Annotated in this window: 23 protein-coding genes; 13 read left to right on the top strand and 10 right to left on the bottom strand. The window is 32.0% G+C overall.

The window, feature by feature from the left end; translation table 11 throughout:
- Positions 1 to 178 precede the first annotated feature (178 nt).
- From ABD730_RS08910 to ABD730_RS08920, 3 genes are all read left to right on the top strand, one after another.
- The gene (locus ABD730_RS08910) at positions 179 to 691 is read left to right on the top strand and encodes a hypothetical protein (RefSeq protein WP_344714026.1); all 513 of its coding nucleotides are present in this window, start codon (positions 179 to 181) and stop codon (positions 689 to 691) included.
- Positions 692 to 841: 150 nt separating this feature from the next.
- On the top strand, positions 842 to 2,158 hold the full coding sequence (locus tag ABD730_RS08915; RefSeq protein WP_334468982.1) for a DEAD/DEAH box helicase: 1,317 nt from the start codon (positions 842 to 844) through the stop codon (positions 2,156 to 2,158).
- A 24-nt stretch (positions 2,159 to 2,182) separates the two neighbouring features.
- Entirely contained in the window at positions 2,183 to 3,082 is a 900-nt protein-coding gene (locus ABD730_RS08920; RefSeq protein WP_334468984.1) for an EamA family transporter, read from the top strand.
- On the opposite strand, the gene ABD730_RS08925 is transcribed toward ABD730_RS08920, so the two are convergent.
- The 4 genes from ABD730_RS08925 to ABD730_RS08940 form a co-directional block, all read right to left on the bottom strand.
- Positions 3,079 to 3,681 carry a hypothetical protein gene (locus ABD730_RS08925; RefSeq protein WP_344714028.1) on the bottom strand — a complete coding sequence of 201 codons (603 nt, stop codon included), beginning with the start codon at positions 3,679 to 3,681 and terminating at the stop codon, positions 3,079 to 3,081. The two genes, ABD730_RS08920 and ABD730_RS08925, sit on opposite strands and share 4 nt — an antisense overlap.
- Before the next feature lie 89 nt (positions 3,682 to 3,770).
- On the bottom strand, positions 3,771 to 5,108 hold the full coding sequence (locus ABD730_RS08930; RefSeq protein WP_344714030.1) for an exonuclease domain-containing protein: 1,338 nt from the start codon (positions 5,106 to 5,108) through the stop codon (positions 3,771 to 3,773).
- Between the two features lie 112 nt (positions 5,109 to 5,220).
- Positions 5,221 to 5,961, bottom strand: coding sequence for an acyl-CoA desaturase (locus ABD730_RS08935; protein ID WP_344714032.1), 741 nt, complete (start codon positions 5,959 to 5,961; stop codon positions 5,221 to 5,223).
- A 64-nt stretch (positions 5,962 to 6,025) separates the two neighbouring features.
- Positions 6,026 to 6,598 (bottom strand): Crp/Fnr family transcriptional regulator, encoded by a 573-nt coding sequence (locus tag ABD730_RS08940; protein ID WP_115816498.1) that lies wholly within the window; start codon positions 6,596 to 6,598, stop codon positions 6,026 to 6,028.
- 213 nt (positions 6,599 to 6,811) lie between these two features.
- Between ABD730_RS08940 and ABD730_RS08945 the strand changes: the two genes are divergently transcribed.
- Entirely contained in the window at positions 6,812 to 7,012 is a 201-nt protein-coding gene (locus tag ABD730_RS08945; RefSeq protein WP_215925594.1) for a CsbD family protein, read from the top strand.
- Positions 7,013 to 7,089: 77 nt separating this feature from the next.
- Here the strand turns inward: ABD730_RS08945 and ABD730_RS08950 are convergent, their stop codons facing one another.
- Both ABD730_RS08950 and ABD730_RS08955 read right to left on the bottom strand, forming a co-directional pair.
- Entirely contained in the window at positions 7,090 to 8,055 is a 966-nt protein-coding gene (locus tag ABD730_RS08950; RefSeq protein WP_344714038.1) for a sugar phosphate isomerase/epimerase family protein, read from the bottom strand.
- 219 nt (positions 8,056 to 8,274) lie between these two features.
- Positions 8,275 to 8,796, bottom strand: a complete 522-nt coding sequence (locus ABD730_RS08955) for a 5' nucleotidase, NT5C type (protein WP_334469008.1) — start codon at positions 8,794 to 8,796, stop codon at positions 8,275 to 8,277.
- A gap of 240 nt (positions 8,797 to 9,036) precedes the next feature.
- On the opposite strand from ABD730_RS08955, the gene ABD730_RS08960 reads away from it, so the two are divergent.
- From ABD730_RS08960 to ABD730_RS08975, 4 genes are all read left to right on the top strand, one after another.
- Positions 9,037 to 11,112, top strand: a complete 2,076-nt coding sequence (locus tag ABD730_RS08960; RefSeq protein WP_344714041.1) for an AAA family ATPase — start codon at positions 9,037 to 9,039, stop codon at positions 11,110 to 11,112.
- Positions 11,097 to 13,109 (top strand): AAA family ATPase, encoded by a 2,013-nt coding sequence (locus tag ABD730_RS08965; protein WP_344714043.1) that lies wholly within the window; start codon positions 11,097 to 11,099, stop codon positions 13,107 to 13,109. Before ABD730_RS08960 ends, ABD730_RS08965 begins: the two co-directional genes overlap by 16 nt.
- A gap of 326 nt (positions 13,110 to 13,435) precedes the next feature.
- A complete protein-coding gene (locus ABD730_RS08970; RefSeq protein ID WP_344714045.1) occupies positions 13,436 to 14,530 on the top strand; it encodes an alkene reductase in 1,095 nt (364 codons plus the stop codon).
- A gap of 1,090 nt (positions 14,531 to 15,620) precedes the next feature.
- A complete protein-coding gene (locus ABD730_RS08975; protein WP_334469013.1) occupies positions 15,621 to 16,022 on the top strand; it encodes a VOC family protein in 402 nt (133 codons plus the stop codon).
- Between the two features lie 267 nt (positions 16,023 to 16,289).
- Here the strand turns inward: ABD730_RS08975 and ABD730_RS08980 are convergent, their stop codons facing one another.
- A complete protein-coding gene (locus ABD730_RS08980; RefSeq protein ID WP_334469016.1) occupies positions 16,290 to 16,676 on the bottom strand; it encodes an arsenate reductase family protein in 387 nt (128 codons plus the stop codon).
- A gap of 1 nt (position 16,677) precedes the next feature.
- Entirely contained in the window at positions 16,678 to 16,989 is a 312-nt protein-coding gene (gene hpf, locus ABD730_RS08985; RefSeq protein WP_334469019.1) for a ribosome hibernation-promoting factor, HPF/YfiA family, read from the bottom strand.
- A 960-nt stretch (positions 16,990 to 17,949) separates the two neighbouring features.
- Between hpf and ABD730_RS08990 the strand changes: the two genes are divergently transcribed.
- Complete coding sequence (locus tag ABD730_RS08990) at positions 17,950 to 18,375, top strand: hypothetical protein (protein ID WP_344714049.1); 426 nt, start codon at positions 17,950 to 17,952, stop codon at positions 18,373 to 18,375.
- 63 nt (positions 18,376 to 18,438) lie between these two features.
- Here the strand turns inward: ABD730_RS08990 and ABD730_RS08995 are convergent, their stop codons facing one another.
- The gene (locus ABD730_RS08995; protein WP_334469024.1) at positions 18,439 to 19,338 is read right to left on the bottom strand and encodes an EamA family transporter; all 900 of its coding nucleotides are present in this window, start codon (positions 19,336 to 19,338) and stop codon (positions 18,439 to 18,441) included.
- 104 nt (positions 19,339 to 19,442) lie between these two features.
- A complete protein-coding gene (locus ABD730_RS09000; RefSeq protein WP_334469026.1) occupies positions 19,443 to 20,180 on the bottom strand; it encodes an NUDIX hydrolase in 738 nt (245 codons plus the stop codon).
- 236 nt (positions 20,181 to 20,416) lie between these two features.
- On the opposite strand from ABD730_RS09000, the gene ABD730_RS09005 reads away from it, so the two are divergent.
- The 4 genes from ABD730_RS09005 to ABD730_RS09020 are packed head-to-tail and all read left to right on the top strand — an operon-like array spanning position 20,417 to position 24,954.
- Positions 20,417 to 21,319 carry a hypothetical protein gene (locus tag ABD730_RS09005; protein WP_344714054.1) on the top strand — a complete coding sequence of 301 codons (903 nt, stop codon included), beginning with the start codon at positions 20,417 to 20,419 and terminating at the stop codon, positions 21,317 to 21,319.
- A 40-nt stretch (positions 21,320 to 21,359) separates the two neighbouring features.
- On the top strand, positions 21,360 to 22,421 hold the full coding sequence (locus ABD730_RS09010; RefSeq protein WP_215925604.1) for a substrate-binding domain-containing protein: 1,062 nt from the start codon (positions 21,360 to 21,362) through the stop codon (positions 22,419 to 22,421).
- Between the two features lie 19 nt (positions 22,422 to 22,440).
- Complete coding sequence (locus tag ABD730_RS09015; protein ID WP_344714057.1) at positions 22,441 to 23,973, top strand: sugar ABC transporter ATP-binding protein; 1,533 nt, start codon at positions 22,441 to 22,443, stop codon at positions 23,971 to 23,973.
- 12 nt (positions 23,974 to 23,985) lie between these two features.
- Positions 23,986 to 24,954, top strand: coding sequence for an ABC transporter permease (locus ABD730_RS09020; protein ID WP_215925606.1), 969 nt, complete (start codon positions 23,986 to 23,988; stop codon positions 24,952 to 24,954).
- Positions 24,955 to 24,960 lie beyond the last annotated feature (6 nt).

Genomic DNA, 24,960 nt, shown 5'->3' on the forward strand with positions numbered 1-24,960 from the left:
TTGGTTTTTCTTCCGTTGTCTATTAATTGTCTATTGCTTGTTCATTAGCAGTCTATCTCAAATTTATGGTTAGAAGTATCATGTCTAGTAACTTCGTCATGTCCTAATATCTTATTAATTACAGCCTGTTTATAAAACATCATTAATAATAAGTATAACCCATAAAATTGTATCACTCATGAAAAAATTTCTTCTTGGTTTATGTATTTTAGGTTTAACCAACCTTATCTCTGCGCAGAATGACTTAGCTATGGCAACAGCTAATGATAACGACATTACTATTAAAGCTTCAAAAATCAAAAATGAATCGTATGTAATGAGTAATACTAATGAAATTATACATTTGGCTGCACGCATTAAAAAATTACAAAAAATAGCCGCTACTTATGATATTTCTAAGGAGTCTATTTACAGTAATAATAAATCGGTTACTTATGATGTTGTATTTGAAGCCAACGAAAATTATATTAAAGCTGTTTATGACCATAATGGTGAGATTATAAAATCAGAAGAGTATTATGAAGATGTAAGGATACCTTATGATTTAACAAGTCAATTGGCTAAAGACTATCCAGGATGGTCTTTTAATAAGAGCAATTGCAAGATTTTTTATTCTAAGGAAGAGGCATCAAAATTCACCTATACAATAGTACTTAAAAAAGGAAATAAATCTAAATTGATTACAAGATAACCTTAACCGTTATTAATAACTTGCTAAGAAGGCAACATCTTTTAAGGTGTTGCTTTTGTTTTGTTAATTCTCAAGAATGATATACCTATCTTTGTCCGATAATTCAGAAAGTTCTACGTCAGACAATTCTAAAACAAACAAAAAATAGCAATGGCTAATAGCATTAAAGATCAACAAGATATTCTCGAGAAATTAAACATATACGCACTCAATGCAATGCAAGAATCTGCTATTGAAGCGATTGAAAAAAACACAAATACTATTCTCTTATCTCCAACAGGAACTGGAAAAACATTAGCCTTTTTATTGCCTTTGTTGGATGCTTTGGACCCAACTATTGAAGAAGAAGTCCAAGCTTTAATTATTGTGCCTTCTCGTGAATTAGCAATTCAAATTGAAACCGTAATTCGAAATATGGGCTCTGGTTATAAAGCTAATGCTATATACGGAGGACGTGCTATTTCAAAGGATAAAATAGAATTAAAACACACACCTACCATATTAATTGGAACACCAGGACGTTTAGCCGATCATTTTGAGCAAGCTCGATTTACTACTAAATTTATAAAAACTTTAGTGATAGATGAGTTTGATATTTCAATTGAAGTTGGAGCAGGAGGTGAGATGAAGTTTATAATGGGCTATTTGGCAAATGTTAACAAGCGAATTTTAACTTCTGCAACAGAGGGAGCATCAATTCCTGCTTATCTTAAAATGAATGGTGCCAAAACTTTAAATTTCTTAAAAGATAAATCAAGTCCAAAATTAACGGTGAAAACAGTGTTGTCACCATCGGCTAATAAACATAATACTTTAGTTGACTTATTATACCATTTAGGTAATGCGCCTGGTATTGTATTTTGTAACAAAAAAGAACGTTTAGAAGATTTAAGTCGTTTTTTAGACAAACGAAAAATTGCACATACATGCTTTCATGGAGGTATGGAGCAGCGCGATCGTGAACGTGCTTTAATTAAGTTAAGAAATGGAAGTGTAAATATTTTAGTGGCGAGTGATTTGGCTGCTAGAGGTATTGATATTCCTGAAATGAGTTATATTATTCATTATGAAATTCCTGAAGCTATCCAAGAATATACCCATAGAAATGGTAGAACAGCTCGAGTAAATGCTAAAGGAACAGCTTATCTGATTAAAGGGGATAGAGAAGTATTTCCTGAGTTTGTAGAAAAATCTAAAATACTAACGCTTAAAAAATCTGGGGAAATAAAACCTTCATTTTGGACCACATTATTTATTTCTGGAGGTAGAAAAGATAAAATATCTAAAGGAGATATTGCTGGTTTATTCTTTAAACAAGGTGGTATTAGTAAAGATCAATTAGGTGTTATTGAGTTAAAACAAGACTGTGCTTTTGTCGCTGTTCCTAAGTCAATTTCTGATGACTTAGTCAATAAGCTTAATAATGTACGCTTAAAGAAGAAAAAGGTTAGAGTTTATCCTATTTAATTGAATCTCATATAAAATCTGACCATGCCTAAACCTAGCTCTAAATCTTTAATTATTATAGCGTTTATTGCTATTTACATTATTTGGGGTTCTACCTATTTGCTAAATAAAATTTCTGTAACAGAATTACCTCCTTTATTTCTAGCTGCTGTACGTTTTTCTGTTGCGAGTATCTTAATTTTTGGTATCGCTAAAGTCTTAAAGTTTAGTCTTAAAATCACGAAAAAACAGTTCCTAAATTCAGCGCTTGTTGGCTTTTTGTTTTTGGTGTATGGTAATGGTGTTTTTGTATGGGCTTTAAAATATGTTGATAGTGGGTTTGGTGCGTTATTAGCCGCTACCCAACCACTGTTTGTGTTATTATTAATGCGATTAATAGATCATAAAAAAATGAGACCAAAATCCTTAATAGGAGTTGGTCTTGGTATTCTTGGCATGTATTTACTAGTGAGTCAAAAAGAACTGGTAACAAACGAAGAAACCCTATTAGGTATTTTTATGATTTTTACTTGTGTTTTAAGTTGGAGTTATGGCAGTGTATATGTCGCCAAAGCAGACGTGCCTAAAAATTATTTTGTAAGTACAGGCTACCAAATGGGCATTGCTAGTATTATGTTAGCTTGCGGAAGTCTAACCTTGGGCGAGGATTGGACTTCTCCATTAGTTTGGAGTCCTAAAGTGCAACTCGCGATGTTGGCTCTTATTACATTTGGAAGTATTGCTGCTTTTACGGCTTTTAATTACCTATTAAAACAAGTCTCTACAGAAAAAGTGGCAACTTCAGCTTATATAAATCCTATTGTCGCTATGATTTTAGGATGGTATGTTTTAGATGAAACCTTGAGTACACAATCTATAGTTGCTGCTGTAGTATTACTTACAGGTGTTTATTTTATTACAACTAGAAAGAAAGATATTGTTTAGAAATTGCAGAGATCTTCTTTTATATTGATGCTATTTAGTTTTTCCCATACGCGCTCAGTATAAGCTTTGCTTGAAATTTTAAATATGATGATGGATTTTCCTGTGGTATCGCAATGCTCTTGTTGACCTAATATATAAACTGGTGTTAGTTTGCCAGTATGAAAGCCATCAAAAAAAAACATTTTCCCTTTAAAAATGAATCCGTTTTCTGTTGTTTCAGGCTCAAAGAATTCTACTTTTGGTTCAGGAAACTCATTAGCCCAATGATTAGGTTTCATTAATCCATCGAAATAATGTGTAAAATTAAATTGTAGTTCATAAAGAGGTAGCTCTGTCTCGGTTTTTACATTCCAAGACATCACAAGCGTCCAAAATTCTTCACTTGTTTTATCAGCCCAATTTGGTGCAAATCTGAGCTCCTCATAACCTTCAATAGTTAATTTTGAAGCCCAATCTATCGGGAATTCTATAATCTCTTTTCCCCAAGTACTATCAACTCTTACAATACTTAATTCATCTGTATTTTGGGCAATAGCTGTTGATGAAACACCTAATAGAAACACTATTAGCAACATTACTTTTAAATCGAATTTTATCATAATTCATTTTCTTGGTACTAAAATTAATTAGCGCATTGGTATGCCGTATCAAAACCATGTCAAAATGGTGTGAAATGTTTCCTGAAATACTAGATTTCCATCAAACGTGATCGTAATATCTTCTGAATATCAATACTGTTTTTCTGTGGAATAAGGAAAGCGTTTAAATCATCAACATGGCTAATTTGTTCTTCCTTATCAATAAATCCGTAGCCTAAATATTCACCACCTTTTATCATTACAAAGGCTTCCTCATTACTGTGTCTGCCTTTTTCTCTCATAATAACATCTTCTTTTTGGTTAGACATAGCGTGTATGGCTTCTAAGACTCTATTATTATAAGCTTCTGTAGATTCTTCATTCCTACAAACCCCTTTACAGTTTGTGATACTATAATGCGAACACTCAGAGACAGATTTTTGTAAATGACAATATTTTGGACATAAGTTGTATTGTGCACAAAGCTTTTCCATGTATGTACGCACATCTCTTAGATTAAAAAGCGTAAGGATAGGATTTGGTGTCAGTCGTGCTTTATTACTGGCTAAATGTAGAATTCCATTTCGGTCTTCATAAGAAAAAATGGCAAAGGATTGAATGGTGCGCTTGGCGACTTTATTATACACAGGAAAGTGGTGTTTTATAGCAGCATCTTCCATAAGTAATGCTATTAATTCACTTCCTGAGTTTTCAAAATCGATATCGCGTGTTTCTCTTACCATATCTTGTGCCTTTTTAGTCTTGCTATAAAAATGGCTGAGGACTCTTTTTTTGATGTTTATGGCTTTACCTACATAAATGACTGTTCCTTTTTTGTCCTTAAAATAATAGATACCAGCCGTATCTGGCAAGGCTTCAAAAGTTTCTTTAGGTAGGTTAGGAGGTAAGGTCGCTTCTTTAGAATTCTTGTTTAAAAATTCTTTAAATACTTCTGTCGCTTCTGGTTGTTGTAGTAATAACTCAAATAGAATGACTGTAGCTTGTACATCACCTCTGGCTCTGTGTCTATTCTGTAGATCTATATTAAGCGCATTACATAGCTTTCCTAAACTGTAGGAACGATGGCCTGGCAATAGCTTTCTAGACAAACGCACTGTACATAGTTTCTTTCTGGTAAATTCTATACCAATACGTTCAAATTCTCCGCTAATCACTTTGTAATCAAAGTTAACGTTGTGGGCTACAAATATGGTACCTTCTGTAATATTAAGAATGTCTTGTGCTATATCTGCAAAACGTGGAGCATCAGCTACCATATGATCATCAATACCTGTAAGTGCTGTGATGTGCTGTGGAATGTAGGTTTCAGGATTTACCAATGATGTAAACTCATCAATTACAGTTTCACCATCGTATTTAAACACCGAAATTTCGGTCATACGATTGCTTTGTCCTGTAGTTTCAACATCAATAATAGTATACATCATGCTTAGTACTTGTACTTTTAGTACCCACAATTTACAATATGTATGTGAGAACTTTTATAGAACCAGCAAGATACTGCCTTTTAGTGGGAATTTGAAATCAAGATACAATCAACTATGCTTTTATCTTTATTGGTTTTAAACGAATAACACCAAAGGCATTAAGTAATTTTATAATTACATAAGTCATATCTATTTCATACCATTTTACACCAAAATTAGCTCTGCTCGCAAACTTATGGTGGTTGTTATGGTAGCCTTCTCCCATCATTAGAAAATCGAAACGAAATAAGTTTTTACTCGTGTTTTTCATCTTAAAATTGACATAGCCATAAATATGACCAAACCAATTAATAATCACGCCATGAATAGGTGCCATTAAAAAGGTTATTGGCAGTAATAGCCATTGCCACCAAGCGGTTACAAAAAGTGCAAAGAACAGCACATAGCTAGAAATCCATAAAAGTCTAGAAATACGAGAACTCGCAAAAGTATCGAAGCTTTTCCATTGTGGGACATTTTTGGTAAAGCGTTCATCTACTGCAATACGTTGTTTGTTTATATCTTGATATATGGTTTTTGTTTTCCACATCATAGCAAAAAGATTGGCATCATAAGATGGAGAATGCGGATCTTTTTCGGTGTCTGTATAAGCATGATGCATACGATGCATCACTCCGTAACCATAAGCACTTAAATAACTAGAACCTTGAAAAATCCATGTTAAAATAAAGGTGATACGTTCCATGGTTTTGGACATTGTAAACACTTGGTGTGCTGCGTAGCGATGTAAAAAGAACGACTGAAAGAATAAGCCTCCATACCAAAGTACCACTACAAAAATAACTATTGTCATAATGTTTTTTTACAAAGATAAATTGATAAGAAGCACCAAACAATGAACCTAAATCAATAAAACACTATACCAATCGTTTGCGAATTCGGCTTAACGCTTGTGGTGTTACACCAATATATGAGCTCACGTATTTTAAAGGAATGACTTTTAGAACTTCAGGTCGTTCTTTAAATAGCTTAATGTAACGTTCTTCTGCTGTGAGGTTTAGTAAGTTTTGTTCGCGCTTAGACTTTATTAAAAACAGACGTTCTGCTGTTAGCCTACCAATAAGATTTCCAATCTGTGTGGTATTATAAACGTCTTGTAGATCGTTATAGTTAATACTTAAAATGGTTGTTTCTGTTAATGCTTGTAATTCATAAGCAGATGGCTGTTGGGTTAAAAACGAATCGTAAGCACTGATAAATTGGTCTTTAAAGCTAAAACCAAATGTAATTTCTTTTTCAGGATTATCTTTAGGAATAAACAAACGTACCACACCAGACTCTATAAAAGAGATGTGTTTTTCAATATCGTTACGTTTTAAAAAGATTGTTTTTTTAGGAATAACACGTCGTTCTAATTTAGACATAAAGTATTCCCAATCCGCATCAGATAATGTCGCAATTTGCTCTATATAAGCTTTAATTTGATCCACAAGTTTTGCATGTAATTATTGAAATGTAAAGATACATATTCTTCATTTCTTCACTAATATTTTAAGCAATACCAGCAGACTTATTACATATTTTTTTATTCGTGTTTGCATTAATATCTTAATGAATAGCGTTAAATAGTCCTTAGGATTTCAAGTAACTTTATGGTAGTAAATCATAGTGGTTTACGTTGATAACTTAAAACTATAGAAATTATGTCTAAACCATGGCAAGATAAAGTAAAAGGCAATTGGAATATTGCAAAAGGAAAATTGAAACAAAAATGGGGAGAACTTACTGATGATGATTTGGATTACCGTGAAGGTAAAGAAGATGAAGTCTTAGGAAGAATCCAGAAACGCACTGGCGAAACAAAAGAAAGCGTTAATGCGTTTTTGAATGATTTAAAGTTTTAGGCTCATATATTTGATTGATTATGTTGAAAATCCCGCAATTGCGGGATTTTTTTATGCTGATTACAGATCTATTCGTATTAAGCACTTTTCCATGTATCTTTTATGAACTGCAGATCTTTTTTCATATAATTAAACACTTCTTTTTTATCCATTGTGAGTTTGGAACGGCCTTTTTCGGCACCACCTAAATCGTATTCGAGGTGCAACGACACAGGCACATTAATTTTATAAGTTTTAAGTAGTGAAAAATAACGTTTAAAATCGACCATACCTTCGCCAAGTGGTACATTAATAGGTTGCCATTTACCGTCTTTAATTCCCCATTTAAAATCTTTAATTACTATAGAGTTAATCAATGGCTTTATACGTTGTAAACCGAGTTCCCAACTGCCACCTCCTTCAACAACCGCATGTCTAATGTCGTATTGGCAACCTAGAAATTGGCCTTTTGTAGCTTCTAAAATGGGTAGTAAATCCCAAACAGGTGCACCAACATGTTTACCCGAATGGTTTTGATAACCACCTATTAGTCTTAGGTCCTTGTTTAGTAATTCTAGTTGCTCGGCTTGTTTTGCATATTGCGCTTGACTTTCTTGTATGGTTTGGGTTTCTGGATATTTTAACCAATCGGTTCGGTAGTGTGTAAAGCCTAATTGGCTTGCGGTTTTTAAAACATTAATGTTTACAGGATTATTCACATCCCAAACATTGGTAGACATTAGTTTTGGTTGCAGTCCATGGCTTTTCATAGCTTCTACAGCAATAGGTAAGTCTTGCTCAACGTTTTCTGGTAGTACGTGCCCTTTTCTTCTAACGGTAAGGTCTAAGCCATTAAAACCTAGGTTTGCTGCAGCATTAGACATGTTGTTATAATTAAGAAACTGTAAGTGTTTTGAGAATAAATGTATCTGCAGCTGCTCTTCTGTTGATGCTGTAATTGACGTTAATGGATTTTGAAATGATAGTAATGGTAATGCAGCGAAACCCATTGCTGAAAGTTTGGTGAAATCTCTTCTCGAATATTTGTTTGGAGGTTTACTCATCTTGTTGTGTGCTTGTTGCTAGATTATTGTGTACAACAAGTTACTGTCTTTTAGTGAGATATTGAAATTTGGGTATGGTTACTTTCTTTAACAGCTTTTTACTATTTGTAGGAATTTACCATAGCTCACCCGACGCATACCCGACGCATACCCGAAGGAGACCCGACGGAGCTCTGGTTGAGACCCGAATAAGCACCTTTATAAAACCGTTATCCGTTTTTACAACAAGCGTTCTGCGATTTCTAACCAGTTAGATACTCTTGTGTAGCCTGTGTCATTGACGTTATGAGGCGAATTGTAAAGCAAGGTATCTCCTTCAAATTTTTCTAAGTTGTAGGTTCTGTCGTCTATTAATAAATCTCCGTTTAAAATAAATTTATCTCCGCACATTATACGATGTTGCCATGTTACAAACGGCATGTGCTCGTCTAACCATTCGCTCTTTTCTAATAAGGAATTAGGAAACTGTGTGGCTGCCGTTGCAATGTACACTTCATGTTTGTTGTACAAGGCTTCCATAACTTGTATGGCATCTTTAAACGGTTTTAAGTTTCTGAAAAAGCCTGGCTGTAAGGCATGATCTTTTATGCTTTTTTTGTGTATTTCTGGAACGTTATGCCATATTTCACCAGAGGTGATTTGGTTGATATGTAAGTCTTGTTGATGCTCCTTGTTATATAATTCTATGTGCTTACCGTAAGTGTCGGCTAACACATCGTCCATGTCTACAAATATTGTCATTGGGTTGTTTTTTTGCGAAGTTCTTGATTATGGATTGAAATGCCAAGGAGCGATGGGTTATTTAATATTTATTTAATGTTTTGGGTTATATTAATGCTATATAAACAAAATCTTGTGCGATTAATAACTAATTATTAAAAATTTTAAGTTAATAACTTTTAATGGATTATGGTTTTATTTAAAGTAAAGTCTTACAAGATTTACTATATTGTTTGACAATTATAAGCTCAATTATCTAAAATGAAAATAACACAAATTGAAATTAAAAATTACAGACTACTAAAGGATTTTAAGATTGATTTAGAAGATAATCTTTCATTGGTAATTGGGAAGAATAATACAGGTAAAACCTCATTACTATCTGTAATTGAAAAGTTTTTAACTGATAAAAGTGACTTCTCAATCAACGATTTTAACTTAGATACACAGGAAACAATAAAGTCATTAGAAAAGGAAACAACTATTGATATACCTGAAGACTTTAAATTCAGTATTCGGCTATTATTTGAAATTAAATATGAAGCTGAAGATAATTTACAAAACTTATCATCCTTAATTCTTAATCTTGAAACGGAAGATATTGTTGTTTTAGGTTTTGAATATTTTTTGAATCCTTCTCAGTTTAAATATTTAATTGAAGATTTTTCAAATTTCAAAAAAGAAAATAGATCCAAAAATATTATTGCCTTTTTAAGTTTACCAAAAAGTAATAAATATTTTAAAACAGAGGTTAGAGCCCATGAATATATTGATGATAAAACGTTAGGGAGATCTCAAATAATTGATGACAAAAAATTGGTTTCAAGAATTATTAATATCCAAAGTATAAAGGCAAAAAGAGAAGTAAATAATTCAGATTCTAACAAAACAGATAAGACACTTTCTAAGCTATCATCTGATTACTATGAAAGTTTAGAGAACACATTAGAAGAAGAAGCTGCAATTAAAGATTTAAATAGGAAGTTAGAGGATACGGATAAAGAACTTGACATGGTTTATCCTATTGTTTTTAAGGAAGTAATAGATAAAGTTCAGCTTTTTGGAGGAATGAAAGAGAAGGAATCTTTAATAAAAGTTATTTCGACACTTCAAGGTAAAAACATTTTAAAAGAGAACACATCTGTTGTGTATGAATATGCTAAAACATTTCTTCCAGAAGATTATAATGGTCTAGGGTATTTAAACCTTTTTTCTATAATTTTTGATTTAGAAATTAGATTTAGAGAGTTTCGTAAAGAAAAAGAACTTAAAGAAGACCAAATACCTGCTGATATTAATATGCTTTTCATAGAAGAACCAGAAGCACATACGCATCCGCAAATGCAACATGTTTTTATAAAAAAAATCACAGAAATATTAGATAAAGAAAAAAACGGATTAGATATTACAGGTAAACGAGATAGTAAAAAAGCTAAATTTAATTTGCAGAGTGTTATTACTACACATTCTTCACATATTGTAGCCGAAAGTAATTTTGATGATATAAAATACTTTTACAAAAAAAATCAACTAAATGAAGTTGATTCTCGCAATCTAAAAGACTTAAGAGTTGATTATGATGATAATACTAAACAATATAAGTTTCTAAAACAATATTTAACATTGAATAGAGCAGAATTGTTTTTTGCTGATAAAGCTATTCTAATTGAAGGAGATACAGAGCGGATATTATTGCCCGCAATGATGAGTAAAATAGACTTGGAAAACACCTATGACTTACCTTTATTATCGCAAAATATTTCAATTGTAGAAGTAGGAGCATATGGTCATATATTTAGAAAATTCATTGAGTTCATAGATATAAAGTATTTATTAATAACAGATATTGACACATATAAATTAGTTCCGACAGGCAAGACAAATAAGAAGGGTGAAGATAAAATGAAGCTAGAACCATGTTCTCCTATAGATGAGAAGGTCTCTGGTACAAGTAATGAATCATTAAGAGATTTTATAAAAAAAGATATTAAAGAATTAATCAAATCAAAGGAGAATATTCTTGTTAAAGAGGATGATTTATGTATTGCTTTTCAACATGAAGAACTCAACTATCATGCAAGAAGCTTTGAAGATTCTTTTATACATATTAATGAAACTTTTATTAAACAAAACAAAGACACATGTAAAGGTTTACAACTCAAAAAATATTTTAATTTAGAAGGTGTTGATAAAAAAAATCCATTTGAACTTGCTGAAAGATGTATACTAAAAAAAACACATTTTGCTTTAGATATAATTTATCATAGTGATGCAAAATATAGTAATTGGAATATTCCATCATATATAAAAGAAGGATTACTATGGCTTCAGAAGTAGGTGAAATTATAGAAACAATGAACGCTGGAAATCACTTTTTATTAAGTGGTGGTGCAGGCAGTGGCAAAACCCATACATTAATTGAACTGATTCAACGAATAAATGAAATAAACCCTAAATCAAAAATTGCTTGTATAACTTATACTAATGTCGCAGCTGATGAAATCACAGAAAGAGCTAATTCTTTTTCTGTAAAAGCTAGTACGATACATGATTTTCTTTGGGAAAATATAAAAGGATTTCAACCAAATTTGAGAAAAGGAATTATTGAATTAAATGATAATATAAAAGATGACGATTTATTAGAAGACATAGAAATTCAGTACAGAGAATATGTGAGCTTAAAAAATGGTGTAATTTCTCATAATGATGTAATTAAACTATCAAACTATATGTTTAGTAAACATCAACTTTTATCCAAAATAATAAACGATAAGTTTGATTATATTTTTGTCGATGAATATCAGGATACTTCAAATGAAGTTATTAATATTTTATTTAAAAACCTTAATAGAAAAGATTTTAGTTTAAGAATTGGTCTTTTTGGAGATAGTATGCAATCTATTTATAAAGATGGTATTGGTGAAATAGAAACCACTGAATTAATAAATAAAGATTCACAAAGAAAATTAATAGAGGTCCCTAAAAAACTGAACAGGAGAAATCCTCAGTTGGTAATTGACTTAGCTAATAGTTTAAGAAATGATAAACTAGAACAGAAAGCTTTACCTAATTCTTTAGCGCCTAATATTGATAAGGATGGTACAGTCAAAAAAGGAAATTTAACTTTTCTCTATTCATCATCAGGCATCCATAAGCTTGAAGATATTAAAAAAAGTAAATATTGCTATAATTGGGATTATGAAAACTATGATAAGAATGGTAAGCCTATAACTAAGATTCTTTTAACTAAAAATGCAGAAATAGCTAAATATGCAGGTTTTAATTCTCTCTTTGATATTTATACAAAAGATAAAATAGTTTGTAGTGGTTATGTTAAACGTATTAGAGACTTTTTAAAAACCACAAAAACAACTTACCATATAGAATCGATAACATTTTTGGAGTTATTAGACGTGTTAATTAAGGGAGAAATTAATTCTAAATTAACTTTCAAAAAAGGACTTGAATTAATTAAAAACGAAATACTAAATTTTGATACAATCCAAAAAGCAATAAATGCAGTAGATAAAATACATCCTGGAATAAAAAGGATTCTTCCAACAGGTGCTATGTATACATATATTGTTCAAAATTCAGCTTTATTTGATATTGCTCTATTTATGCAGTTTGATGATTTATCAAGCATTTTTGTAAATAAAGAAAAACTAATAGGGAAAAAGAAAAGTAAAAATTCAGATTCCAACAATAGAAATGATGAAAAAGATAGATTTATTAAGCACCTTTTCAAAATTCAAGAAATAGTAGCATTATATGAAAATAAAAATATTAATGATTTATTAAAAAAAGTAGATTTTAAAATTCATTTGGGTAAACATAAATCAATTTTAAAAGATAAGCTGGATGAATTATCTCAGCTTACAAGATTAAAAATTAAAGATATTGTAGAGTTTGCTGATTCTTCGGGTATTTTAAAACTAGATTCAAAAGTCTCAGATTTTATATCTACAAAATCTTATTTGGTTGAAAGGATTAATAGGATTGATTTTTTAGAGTTAATTAATCTTTATAATTATACAGAGGGATTAAGTCCGTATTCAACGCAACATGGAGTTAAAGGAGATGAATTTGATAACGTTCTTATCGTTGTTAAAAAGGAAAAAATCCCAAATTTAAATATTTGTTTTGAATATCTATTTGAAAGTAATTTGAGTGAAGAAAAGTATTTTAAAATGACTTCAAATCTGTTTTATGTTGCTTGTTCTAGAGCTAAAGAGAATTTAGTTGTTTTTTATGATGATGAATGCTCAAAACTAGTATTAAATAAAGCAAAAGAATGGTTTGGTGAAAGAAATGTTGTTAATTTAGATAGTTAAGCAAAATTAAAAGATTACCACGTCCTTCGTCCTCGTAATGACAGTGCGTAATTGTTCTTTCAATTTTATGTTTGGTTAAATAGGTTCTTGATACATCCCAACAAAAAAGTCGGGACACTCGAACTGATGTTGGGTAACGTGTGCGTACTTGAGTTCGGTTTAGTGTTCTTTTTTATGGCTTACTTTCAATAGTATTGCTATTATTCTTTGAGATATGTTAAGCCATTTATGTGAAAGGTTAAACCTATCTTAATTGATGATTTTCGGTTCATAGTGGTGTTTGAAAATCGTAACTTTATACTTCAAATTAATACGAAAAAAACACCATGAATACACAACCCTTATTAACACCTTATCATAAAAATATTTCATTAAAAAACCGTGTTGTTATGGCACCTATGACACGTAGTCGTGCGGATAACAAGGAAAAAGTCGCTACAGACGATTTACAAGGTTTATATTACGAACAGCGTGCTTCGGCAGGTTTAATTATTACAGAAGGTTCTCAGGTTTCTAAGGAAGCTGTGGGCTATATTAATACTCCTGGTATTCACTCTAAAGCGCAAGTGGAAGGGTGGAAAACGGTCACCAAACGTGTACACGCCAAAGGAGGTACTATTTTTATTCAGTTATGGCATGTAGGCCGTATTTCGCATCCCGATTTTCATGATGGTGCCTTGCCTGTTTCTGCGTCTGCTATCAATCCGAATGCCCAGTCTTTTACTCCAAATGGTTTTAAAGATACCGTAACTCCAAAAGCGATGACGGCTGGAGATATTAAACGAACCGTTAACGATTTTAAAAATGCGGCTGCTAATGCTGTGGAAGCTGGCTTTGATGGTATTGAGTTGCATTCGTCAAATGGGTATTTGTTTCAGCAGTTTTTTAATGGCTGTTCTAACACTAGAACGGATGCGTATGGTGGTTCTATTGAAAACAGAGCGCGCTTCTTTTTTGAAGTTTTAGACGCTATGAAAACAGTGATTCCACAAGAAAAAATTGGAGTGCGTTTTAATCCGTCGTTACATGGGCTGTTTGGTATTACGGTAGATGAAGAGACCATTCCGACATTTGAATATATTATTAAAAAATTGAATGACTATAATTTAGCTTATGTGCATTTGTCAGAACCGTTTACCGATGTTTCTGAGGTGCCGTTTGCTGTGACTGATATTGCTAAGCATTTTCGTCCGTTGTATAATGGAACACTGATGATTAATACTAATTTTGATCAGGAAAAAGGGAATAAGGTGCTTGCTGATGGAGATGCGGATTTAGTGGCTTATGGTAAGCCTTTTGTTTCTAATCCGGATTTAGTGGAACGTTTTGAGAAGCATTTAGCATTAGCGGAATGGGATAAGGATACGTTTTATACTCCTGGAAAAAAAGGGTATACAGATTATCCGTTTGCTGCTGAGTAATTTTGGTTTCTTTTGATATTAGTATTGGCATTGTAGGGCTTTTGTTTTGCGATGCCTTTTTATTTGTTCATTTTAGTTCACTAGGTTTCTATTTTATTAAATTGGTGTTCATGAATGCTATCGCATTTGTCTTGATGCAAACTGCAGGGCGCATTATGAGATTCATAGACGAATAAACGAACCAAAAAATATTAAGAATTAGTTATTGTTTAATTCATGAATGCTATTGTAGCATTTTTGGAGTTTTATATGTTCATTTTGTCTTGACACAAAACGAACCAAAAAGTCAAAACGATTTGTTAGGAAATCGCTGAAGCGCCATTCGCCAATACATTAATAATTTGAGGTTTTTATAGACCTATATTTTCAATACTTGATAGGATAAATTAACTTTATTCTTTGCTCATTATTTCTAAAAATCGTTGCTTCCGACGTTGTCGGAATTTGGGATTTGCTTTTTTGCTTTAGTTTGTTTTTTTGTTAAGACTTCATGCTCAATTTTAACAAAAAAAGTTGAATATGTAGATTGTCCCCTAGAGGGGACTTTAGGGGTGTTTTAAGTTTATGTTAGTTCACTAGGTTTCTATTTTATTAAATTGAAGTTCATGAATGCTATCGCATTTGTCTTGACACAAACTGCGAAGCATATCATGAGTTCCAAAATAAACAATAGATTTATACGAATAAACGAACCAAAAAGTACTCAATCTTCTATTTTAATACATTTGATTGCGTGAATCTTCGATTTCAAAACGATTTATTAGAAAATTACTCATAAATTTTTATTGTTTTAAGTTTGAATTCGTGAATGCTATCGCATTTGTCTGTGCGCCATTCGCTGAGGCATTAATATTTTAATGTTTTTATAGACCTGTACTTTCAATACTTGATATTGTAAATTAACTTTATTCTTAGCTCATTATTTCTGAAAATCGTTGCTTCCGACGCTGTCGGCATTTGGGTGTTGATGGTTTACTTGTGATTTATTTTGATTTCCATCAGTATTTCTATCATATGCGACAATTGATTTAACCGTTTGATTGTAAATTGGATGTATCTATAATGAAGTTTAATTTAAAAACAAAACCTTATGAAAGTACAACCATATTTAGCCTTTAAAGGCGATTGTAAAAACGCATTAGAATTCTATAAATCTGTTTTAGGTGGAAGCATTCAAAACGAACAAACCTATAACGATGTTAAAATTGATATTCCTGCTAACTATAGAGACAAATTACAGCATGCAGAATTGAAAGGAAAAGGATTTCATATTATGGCTTATGATGCCTCACCAGATACACCATTAACCAATGGTACTAATATTAATATGAGTATTGATTTGGATTCTAAGGAAGATGCAGTATCTATCTTTAATCAGTTGAGTGCACAAGGAACTGTACATACACCATTTCAAGAAATGTCTTGGGATGCTTTTTATGGTAGGTGTTCTGACCAATACAATGTGAGCTGGATGGTGAATTATAAAAAGTAATATACTATTGGGGTGAAAACGTTGATCATAATCGCGTTTACAGACAAAAAGCACAGTGTAAAAGCTGTGCTTTTTTTGATAAAGAAATGTTTTAAGATTACCTTATAATCTATTAATAACGAGCTTATGATCTTTCATGTTTCAATTGTTTAGATTTATTTTTATCCTGAATACGTTCACTTTAAATCATATAAAAAAAAAGCAACGCTTTGAAACGTTGCTACACTAATTGTTTATAGTTTTAGTAAGTCTTTAATTGACGCGATACTATGTTTTATCTATTGCCGCACTGTCAGGATCTAAAAACTCTAACACTTTAGATGGATTTTTAATCTGCTCTGCTTTATCGGTTGTAAATACAATCGCTCCATTTAAAGCATCTGGGTTTTCACGAAGGATTTTGATACAATCGTCGTCACTAAAGCTTTCTATTGCACCTTCAATTTTTTCGGAATTGATTAACGAATTCAGACTTTTGTTGAGTCGTGTAGATACTTCTGCCCACTGTGTTCCTGTTAATTTCTGATTGGATATATCGATTGGTGAAAGGCTTTTTTCTGAAGCACTTAAATAACCAAACGTTTGTTTATCTCTTTTGTCATTGGTATTATAAATAATTGTAATTTCTTTTTTATCGTCGCTTATCACTCCCATTTTAATATGTTTTAACTTGTTCTTTTCGTTTTTGTAATTGTTTTTTTAGTTCATTAATACTTTCTGAAACAGCATCTTGAAAGGTGTCGTGTGAAGCTTCTGCAAATAGGCGAGGACCTGGTGCGCTTAATCTAATACCGCATTTCTTTCCTGTTTCGTCTGAACTTGTGTTTTCAGTTTTAAAAAATACATCTGCTCGATGTACAAAATCGAATCGTGTAAAAATGGTTTCTAGTTTTTCTTTTGTGAAATTTTCTAAAGTATCGCTAGCGTTAATATCATGATATTCGAAAATGATTGTGTTATTATCCATAATTTTTTTGTTTTTAAGGTTATAGTTAAAATTAAAGCTAATGCTAGTGTTTGCTTAACTTATATGCGATAAATGTTCGCTTGTTTGGTTTGGGACTGTTTTTTTTAAATTATAAGTGTAATTATTACGAAAAGTTGATTGGTTACCTTACTCTTTTTATATGTTCATTTTGTCTTGACACAAAACGAACCAAAAAGTCAAAACGATTTGTTAGGAAATTACTTCGTATCATTCGCTGATGCATTAATATTTTGAGGTCTTTATAAAATTTATATTTTCTGTACTAGATTTTGGAAATTAACGTTGTTTTTAGCTCACTATTTCTGAAAATCGTTGCTTCCGACGCTGTCGGAATTTGGGGGTTGAGTTTTTGCTATTGGTTTGTTTGCTTTTAAAAATTTAAGCTCATTTATTACTTAAAATTTAATTATGTGGATTGTCTCCTTGAGGATTAGTGAAAAGCAAAATATATTTTGTTTTGAAACTACCGAGCGAAGCTCTTAGTGGTTTTTTTTTAGTTTTGTATCATATGAATACTTAAGTTTTTAAGGCTTTATGTTGATTGGTTACCTTACTCTTTTTATATGTTCATTTTAGTTCACTAGGTTTCTATTTTATTGAATTGGTGTTCATGAATGCTTTCGCATTTGTCCTGACACAAACTGCGAAGCATATCATGAGTTCCAAAATAAATAATAGATTTATACGAATAAACGAACCAAAAAGTACTCAATCTTCTATTTTAATACATTTGATTACGTGAATCTTCGATTTCAAAACGATTTATTAGGAAATTGCAAGCATCATTCGCAGTTGCATTAATATTTTGAGGTTTTTATAAGATCTAAATTTCGAATACAAGTTATATACTCAATAACAATATTAAAAAATACCTAATACAGGGTATTGATTTATATAAATACGGTTTTTATATTTGAGAAAACAATCAATTATTTAATTATGAGGTACTTAATAATAATTTTACTTTGCTTAGTAACTGATTTTCAAGGACAGTTAACAACTTATGATTTTGAATATTTAAAACAAACAGATAGTAAATCAAACTCTTTATTTGGAACTTGGTTATTAATGAGTGACAAATGTTCAGACCCAAATGGCAATCCATATTATTTTAAATTTAATTCAGATGGTACAGGAGAGGTTAATTCTAATAATTGTAATAAAATTTGTACAGATAGTAATTTTATTGCAAAAATAACCTACACATTTACTGATAACACAATAGACTTTAAATATGATCATAAAAATGGATCTACCTGCAAACTATCAACGGATATTCCTTGGGAAATGCACATAAGTAGTTATACAATTTCTAATAATATATTAAGCATAGGTGGTGCAAATTTTAAAAGGAAAGAAGATTAATTGATTTTATACGTACCTAAACCTTAAAGTCATAAATATACGGAGTGTCTGGCAGGCATTTGGCTAAGAATATAATATCAAACCAACACCAATTAAAATCCCTGCTAAAGGAACTAATTTTTTGCGCTTATTATGCTCTTTAAAGACTAAACCACCAACAACTACAGCTATTAATATTTGACTTCGTTTAATGGCTGACAATAGCATAATTAAGGCATCAGGATCTTGCAACGCTTTAAAATAGAAGTAATCTGCGGCTTGCAATAAAATACCAACAGCGATAATGGACCAACGGAATTTAAAAGCTTTTCGTTTTTCGGCATAGGGAAACCATGTGATGCTTAGAATGACGAGTAAAATAAGTATGGTGTATAGACAAAACCAGAATTGAAGGGTTTGTGGGTTAAGGCTTAGGTTTTGGATTAAGAATTTATCGTATAAACCACTAGAAGCGCCTAAAAACGTCGCACCAATAATAGCAAAGATCCATTTGTTGCGCTTAAAATTAATGCCTTCTTTCTTTCCAATTTTGGAGTAAAGCATGACAGAGAATATAATGAGGAAAAAGCCAAGCCATTGTAAAGTGTTTGGTTTTTCTTGGTAGATTAAAATCGCACCAATAAAGGTGAAAAACGGTCCTGCGGAACGAATAGGAGTGACAATAGTAATGGGTAAATGCTTCAACGCTTGGTAAGCTAATATCCAAGAACTTGCCATAATTACTGATTTTATAAAGATAAAACCATGAGTTTGCCACGAAATCTTTTGAAAATTATAACCGTGATCAAGTGCGTAATCTGGATAAAAAACAGACAAGCCATAAAACGCCGCTATAAATAAAAACCCACTTGAAACTGTACCTAAAAGCACAGGAAATACTTCGTTTCCTTGTACGGCATGTTTTTTACATAAGTTGTGTAATCCTAAGAAAAGAGCAGCTAATAAACCAAGATACATCCACATAATGGGCGCGAAGATAGTATTTAGTTTTATTTAAAGACTTCTAATGATACTGCTTTTTTGTTAGGCTTAATTACTTTGAGCTTTCTGAATATATTAGCCAAATACTAAATGCTGATTAAATAGTTTTTTTGAAATATTTTATCGTAAACATCTTTGCTAAACATATAAAGTTGTGCGGGTTTTTTAGAAACACCCACTTGCTTTTCATCTAAGGGAATGATGTACTTTTTATTAATTAACTTTCTCCTAAAATTACGATTATCTATTTCTATACCTAATATAGATTGATACGCGTCTTGTACCTCGTTAATTGTGAATTTATCGGGTAACAATTCAAAAATAATAGGTTCAGCTAAACATTTTATTTTTAAATCTTCGTAAGCTTCTTTTATAATTTGTTTGTGATCAAAACCTAGCTCTGGTAAATCACCTACTGGAAACCATTTCGCTTTAGAAACATTATCTGTAACCTCTACATCTTCAGTTTTTAATAAAAAGTAATATGCTATTGTAATGGTTCTTAAGTTAAATTTCTGACTTTCAATCCATATTAAGTCTTTAGGGTTGGTTAATCGGTCTGGATCTCCAAAGGCTTTAAATTGTTTTTTGTATAAATTATTTAACCCAGTAAGCTCTTTAAGTACACGTTCCGCTGCCTTATCTAGTGTTTCATCTTCAAAAACATGATATCCGGTAAGGACATAATCATTGACTAGTACATCCTTTTTATCTTCAGATTCTAGATAACGCTTAATTAATAAAACGTTGAGCGATTTGGTAATAATATCATACCCAAAGACAACACAATCAACAGATAAATTAGAGATTAATTCAGACTTCATAAGCAAAATTAGATAATAATTAGTATTAAAACATATTAATAAACGTCATTTTGACATCTTTTAGGTTTTTCTTTAAAACCTTTTGTTTACAGGCTTAAAATATCAATATAGTATATTTTAAAGCTAAAATAACACATTTTTTTAAGTGAAATAGGAAAAGATATAAAAATAATTTATACATTTGAAAAATAAACGTAATAATGACGTTTAATAAAAGTAACTTATAAACTATAAAGATGGCAACGTACAAAACACTCTATTTCGTAAGGTTTGTTTTTAGAAGCATCACTTCTAAACATTTTGAGTTTCAAAACGTTAAACTACCTAAGGCTACGACAAGTATCTGCGTAATTATTCTTATTTTTATTGCACAAGGCAGGGCCTTTGCTCAAGAGGCTAAAGAGGCTAAAGAGGATTATACTCCTTTTGTGGTTCATGGCCATATAAAAAACATGCATACATGGCATGGCTTTTTAGTGCATCCTGGAGCTGTGTTTGCTACCAGTTTGGAATATAATTCTCGAAACACAAAGTTTACATTTGGTGTTTGGGGTGGTGCTAGTTTTTCTAGCATTGATGTAGAAAATTATAACACAGGTGAATTAACAAGCGCCAACTATAAGGAGTTTTCTATATATACTAAGTACAAATTTAACGAACGCTTTTTTATAGAAGCGGTTTCTCATAATAATTACACAGGAGTAGAGGAGCGCGGAGATAAATTACACTATTGGAGTTACGATAAAACACAAGGCTACAATTTTGTTGATCTTAATTTTGGTTACAATGTCACACCTAAGACCTTATTGTATTTTGCTACAATATTAGGAGGTGGTTCTGGGGATTATGAAGTACAAGCGGATGGCACTTTAAAAAACTCATGGACTCATTATTTTGAAGTTAAGCATAAAGTTTGGGAAAAAGACGCGACTAGCTTATCGTTATTTACAGGAGGGGCTTGGTCTTTTATTACAGATAAAACCTTTTATACAGCTGGAGTTGGAAACATTATTAATGTAGGTGCTACACTTAATAAGGAGCTTAAAATTGGTAATTACAGCGTTCCTGTAGAAGTTATGGCTATGTGGAATCCGGAACAGGAGAGAACCGTACTACAGCTAGATATAAGACTTTTTTAAATTTAGACAAAACACGATTTAACTACTAAATAATAAGACTATGAACTTTAAACACCTTGCTACCGTTTTCAATTACCGTATAGGGATTATTGCCCTTATCTTAGGTATTAATTTAATGAGTTGTGTAGAAGAATTAAACACTGTACAAGCTAACACTAATAATAGTGATGCTGCTGGAGAACTCATAGAAAGTAAAATAGACCTTACAGGAAAAAAAATAGGTTATTGTACTCCTTCGTTAAATGCTCCGTATTACCAGGCTTTGTTTCAAAGTATAAAAAGTACAACTGAAGCAAATGGCATGCAGTTTTTATCAGCAGATGGTCAAAATGACATTACAAAACAAGTCGCCGCAGTTGAGGATTTAATTACAAAAGGTATTGATGTTTTATTATTAAACCCTTTAGATCCGGATGCCTTAGTTGGAGCAACCAAAGCTGCAAAAGTAGCAAATATCCCTGTGTTTATTATTGATAGCGCTATTAATCCTTCTGCAGATTTTGTGACCATTATACAGTCTAATAATCTAGCAAATGGTGAGTTAGCAGGAGAATGGCTGGCTAAAAAATTTGGAAGATCCAATATGAATATTGCATTATTGAGCGGAAATGCAGGTAATCCTGTTGGCCGTACACGTAAACAAGGTTTATTGCAAGGCATTACTGAAGAACAGTTGAGAAGTTTAGGTTATATTAATCTTAATATAAAAACACAAGCCTATACCAATTGGTCGTATGCCGGAGGATTAAAAGCTATGGAAGACATATTAGTAGCACATCCAGATATTAATGTAGTAATTACAGAATCTGATGTCTGCGTATTAGGTGCCATTAAAGCAATTGCACAAGCTGGTAAAACTGATGATATTTTAATTGTAGCGGCAGCAGATGGCCAAAAAGAAGCTATAAAATACATCATGGAAACAGATTTTTATGGATGTACAGCAATGAATAGTCCTGTGCAAATAGGAAGAAAAGCAATTAAACATGCGGTGGAATATTTAAACGGTAAGCGAGAATTTTCTAAAACTACATATACGCCACCTTTGCTTATTACCAAAGAAAATGCTGCCAAGTATTATAACCCGAACGCCTTGTTTTAACATTAATACCTGAGCAAATATGAAAGATACAGCGAACAACTACCGATTAGAAATGACTGGAATTGAAAAAAGTTTTGGTTTAGTTTCAGTATTAAAAGGGGTTAATTTAAAGGTAAAGCCAGGTGAAATACACGCATTGCTTGGAGAAAATGGCGCAGGAAAGTCTACCCTAATAAAGATATTAAGTGGTGTTCATCAAAAAGATGCAGGTAACGTGCTTTTGGATGGTGAAACCATACAACCCAAAAATACACACGAAGGCCAAATGTTAGGTATTAATGTGGTATATCAGGAGTTGTCTTTAGTTAATGATTTGTCAGTTGCTGAAAATATTTATTTGCACAAACTAGGTGCTAATAAAGTTTGGATGAATTGGAAAAAGCTTATCTCTGAAGCTAAAGCGCTAGTAGATTCTTTAGGATTTTCAATAGATGTCACTGCTAAAGTGAGAAATTTAAGTATTGTTCAAAAACAAGTGGTAGAAATTGCTAAAGCTATCGCAGAAGATACAAAGGTTTTAGTATTAGATGAACCTACAACCGTTTTTGATCCTAATGACATTAAGAAGTTATTCAACAATCTAAGACGTTTAAAAAAAGATGGAGTTTCTATCATATATATATCACATCATCTGGATGAAATATTTGAAATAGCAGATACCATTACGGTTTTAAGAGATGGAGTAGATACAGGTAGTGTAGCAGTTTCTGAGACCAATACGGATGCTGTAATTCATTTAATGATTGGTAGAGCCTTAGAAGATTTATACCCAACACGTACCATAGAAATAGGAAAAAAACCAGTGCTCGTTGTTAAAAATTTAGAAGGCAAACGAGGCATTGTAAAAGATGTGTCTTTTTCGGTACATGCAGGAGAAGTTTTAGGCATTGCGGGTTTGGGAGGAAGTGGTAGAACCGAAACAGGAAAATTAATTTTTGGTGCCCATAGAAAGAAGTCAGGCATTATCACTTTAAATGGAGTTGAAATACACGCTAAGAGCCCTGTTGATGCTGTAGGATATCAAATTGGATTTGTGTCTGAAGATCGAAAAGAAGAAGGCGTCTTTTTGCCTTTATCAATTCGTAGAAATATTAGTGTTACAAATTTTGACTCTATATCAAGCAAACTCGGTTTTATAAACACTAAAGATGAATACAAAAATATTTTAGACCTCATACAACGCTTAAATATTAAAACACCTCATTCTGAAGTTGATGTTAAGAATTTAAGTGGAGGAAATCAACAAAAAGTCGCCTTAGCCAAATGGTTAAGTATAGACAGTAAAGTTATCATTATAGATGAGCCTACACGAGGAGTAGATGTAGGTGCTAAAATTGAAATATACAACCTCATTAATGAAGTTGCTAAAAAAGGAGTTGCTGTTGTAGTCATCTCTTCAGATATGCCTGAGATTATGGGAATATCAGACCGTATTTTAGTCATGCATGAAGGTCGTAATTATGGTGAACTTTCTAAAAAAGAATTCTCAGAAGAAAATATTTTACGCTATGCCATTGGCAAACCTCTAAAACAAGAAACATTAATCTCTTAAAAAAATTAAGTTATGGCTTTATCAATTAAACAGCAACTAAATAGTCCAGGTGGTTTACTTAAGTTTTTAGTAAAGTACAATACCATATTTATTTTTGTACTACTGGTTATATTTTCAGCTATTATATCTGATGTTTTTTTTACATCTGCTAATCTCTCAAATTTATTAAAACAAGTTTCGGGTATTGGTATTATAAGTATAGGAATGCTTATAGTGATTCTTACAGGAGGTATAGATTTATCCGTAGGTTCCATGGTCGCGCTTTTAGCGGTTATATTTGCCATGTTAATCAACGTTATTATTTTACCATTAGCCATACTATTTACCATCTGTATTGGTTTTGGTTTGGGAAGTATATCGGGTTACTTAGTCGCATTTCAAAAAATGGCACCCTTTGTAGCAACCTTAGCTTTAATGACCATTGCCAGAGGATTAGGGTTTATTTACTCTAACGGTTCGCCTGTTACATTTAAAACAGCAGGTGGTGTATTTATGTCTGATTTTGCAAACAATTCTACTTTAGGATTACCAAATATTTCCATCATATTTTTCTTAGTGGTTATTATCGCCATGATCATGCTAAAATACAATGTGTTTGGTCGACTAGTAATAGCCATTGGTAGTAATGAAGAAGCAGCAAGATTATCGGGTATTAAAGTGAATAAATACAAGTTTCTGGTGTATGCCATTTCTGGTGCTTTAGCAGCGGTTGCAGCTATTGTTGTGGCTTCTAGAACCAATTTAGGCTCGCCAAATATGGGTATGGCTTGGGAACTCGACGCTATTGCAGCTGTAGTTATTGGAGGAGCGAGTTTAAATGGAGGTAGAGGTACCGCTATAAACACATTAATGGGAGTTTTAATTTTAGGTTTAATTGGCAATATTTTAAACCTTTTAAATGTGCCTTCATATCCACAGCAAGTGGTAAAAGGCGCTATTATCATTTTTGCAGTATTACTACAACGATTTGAAAGCAAATAACACAAC

Source organism: Winogradskyella damuponensis (assembly GCF_039538385.1).
In the GTDB taxonomy this organism is placed as follows: Bacteria; Bacteroidota; Bacteroidia; order Flavobacteriales; family Flavobacteriaceae; genus Winogradskyella; species Winogradskyella damuponensis.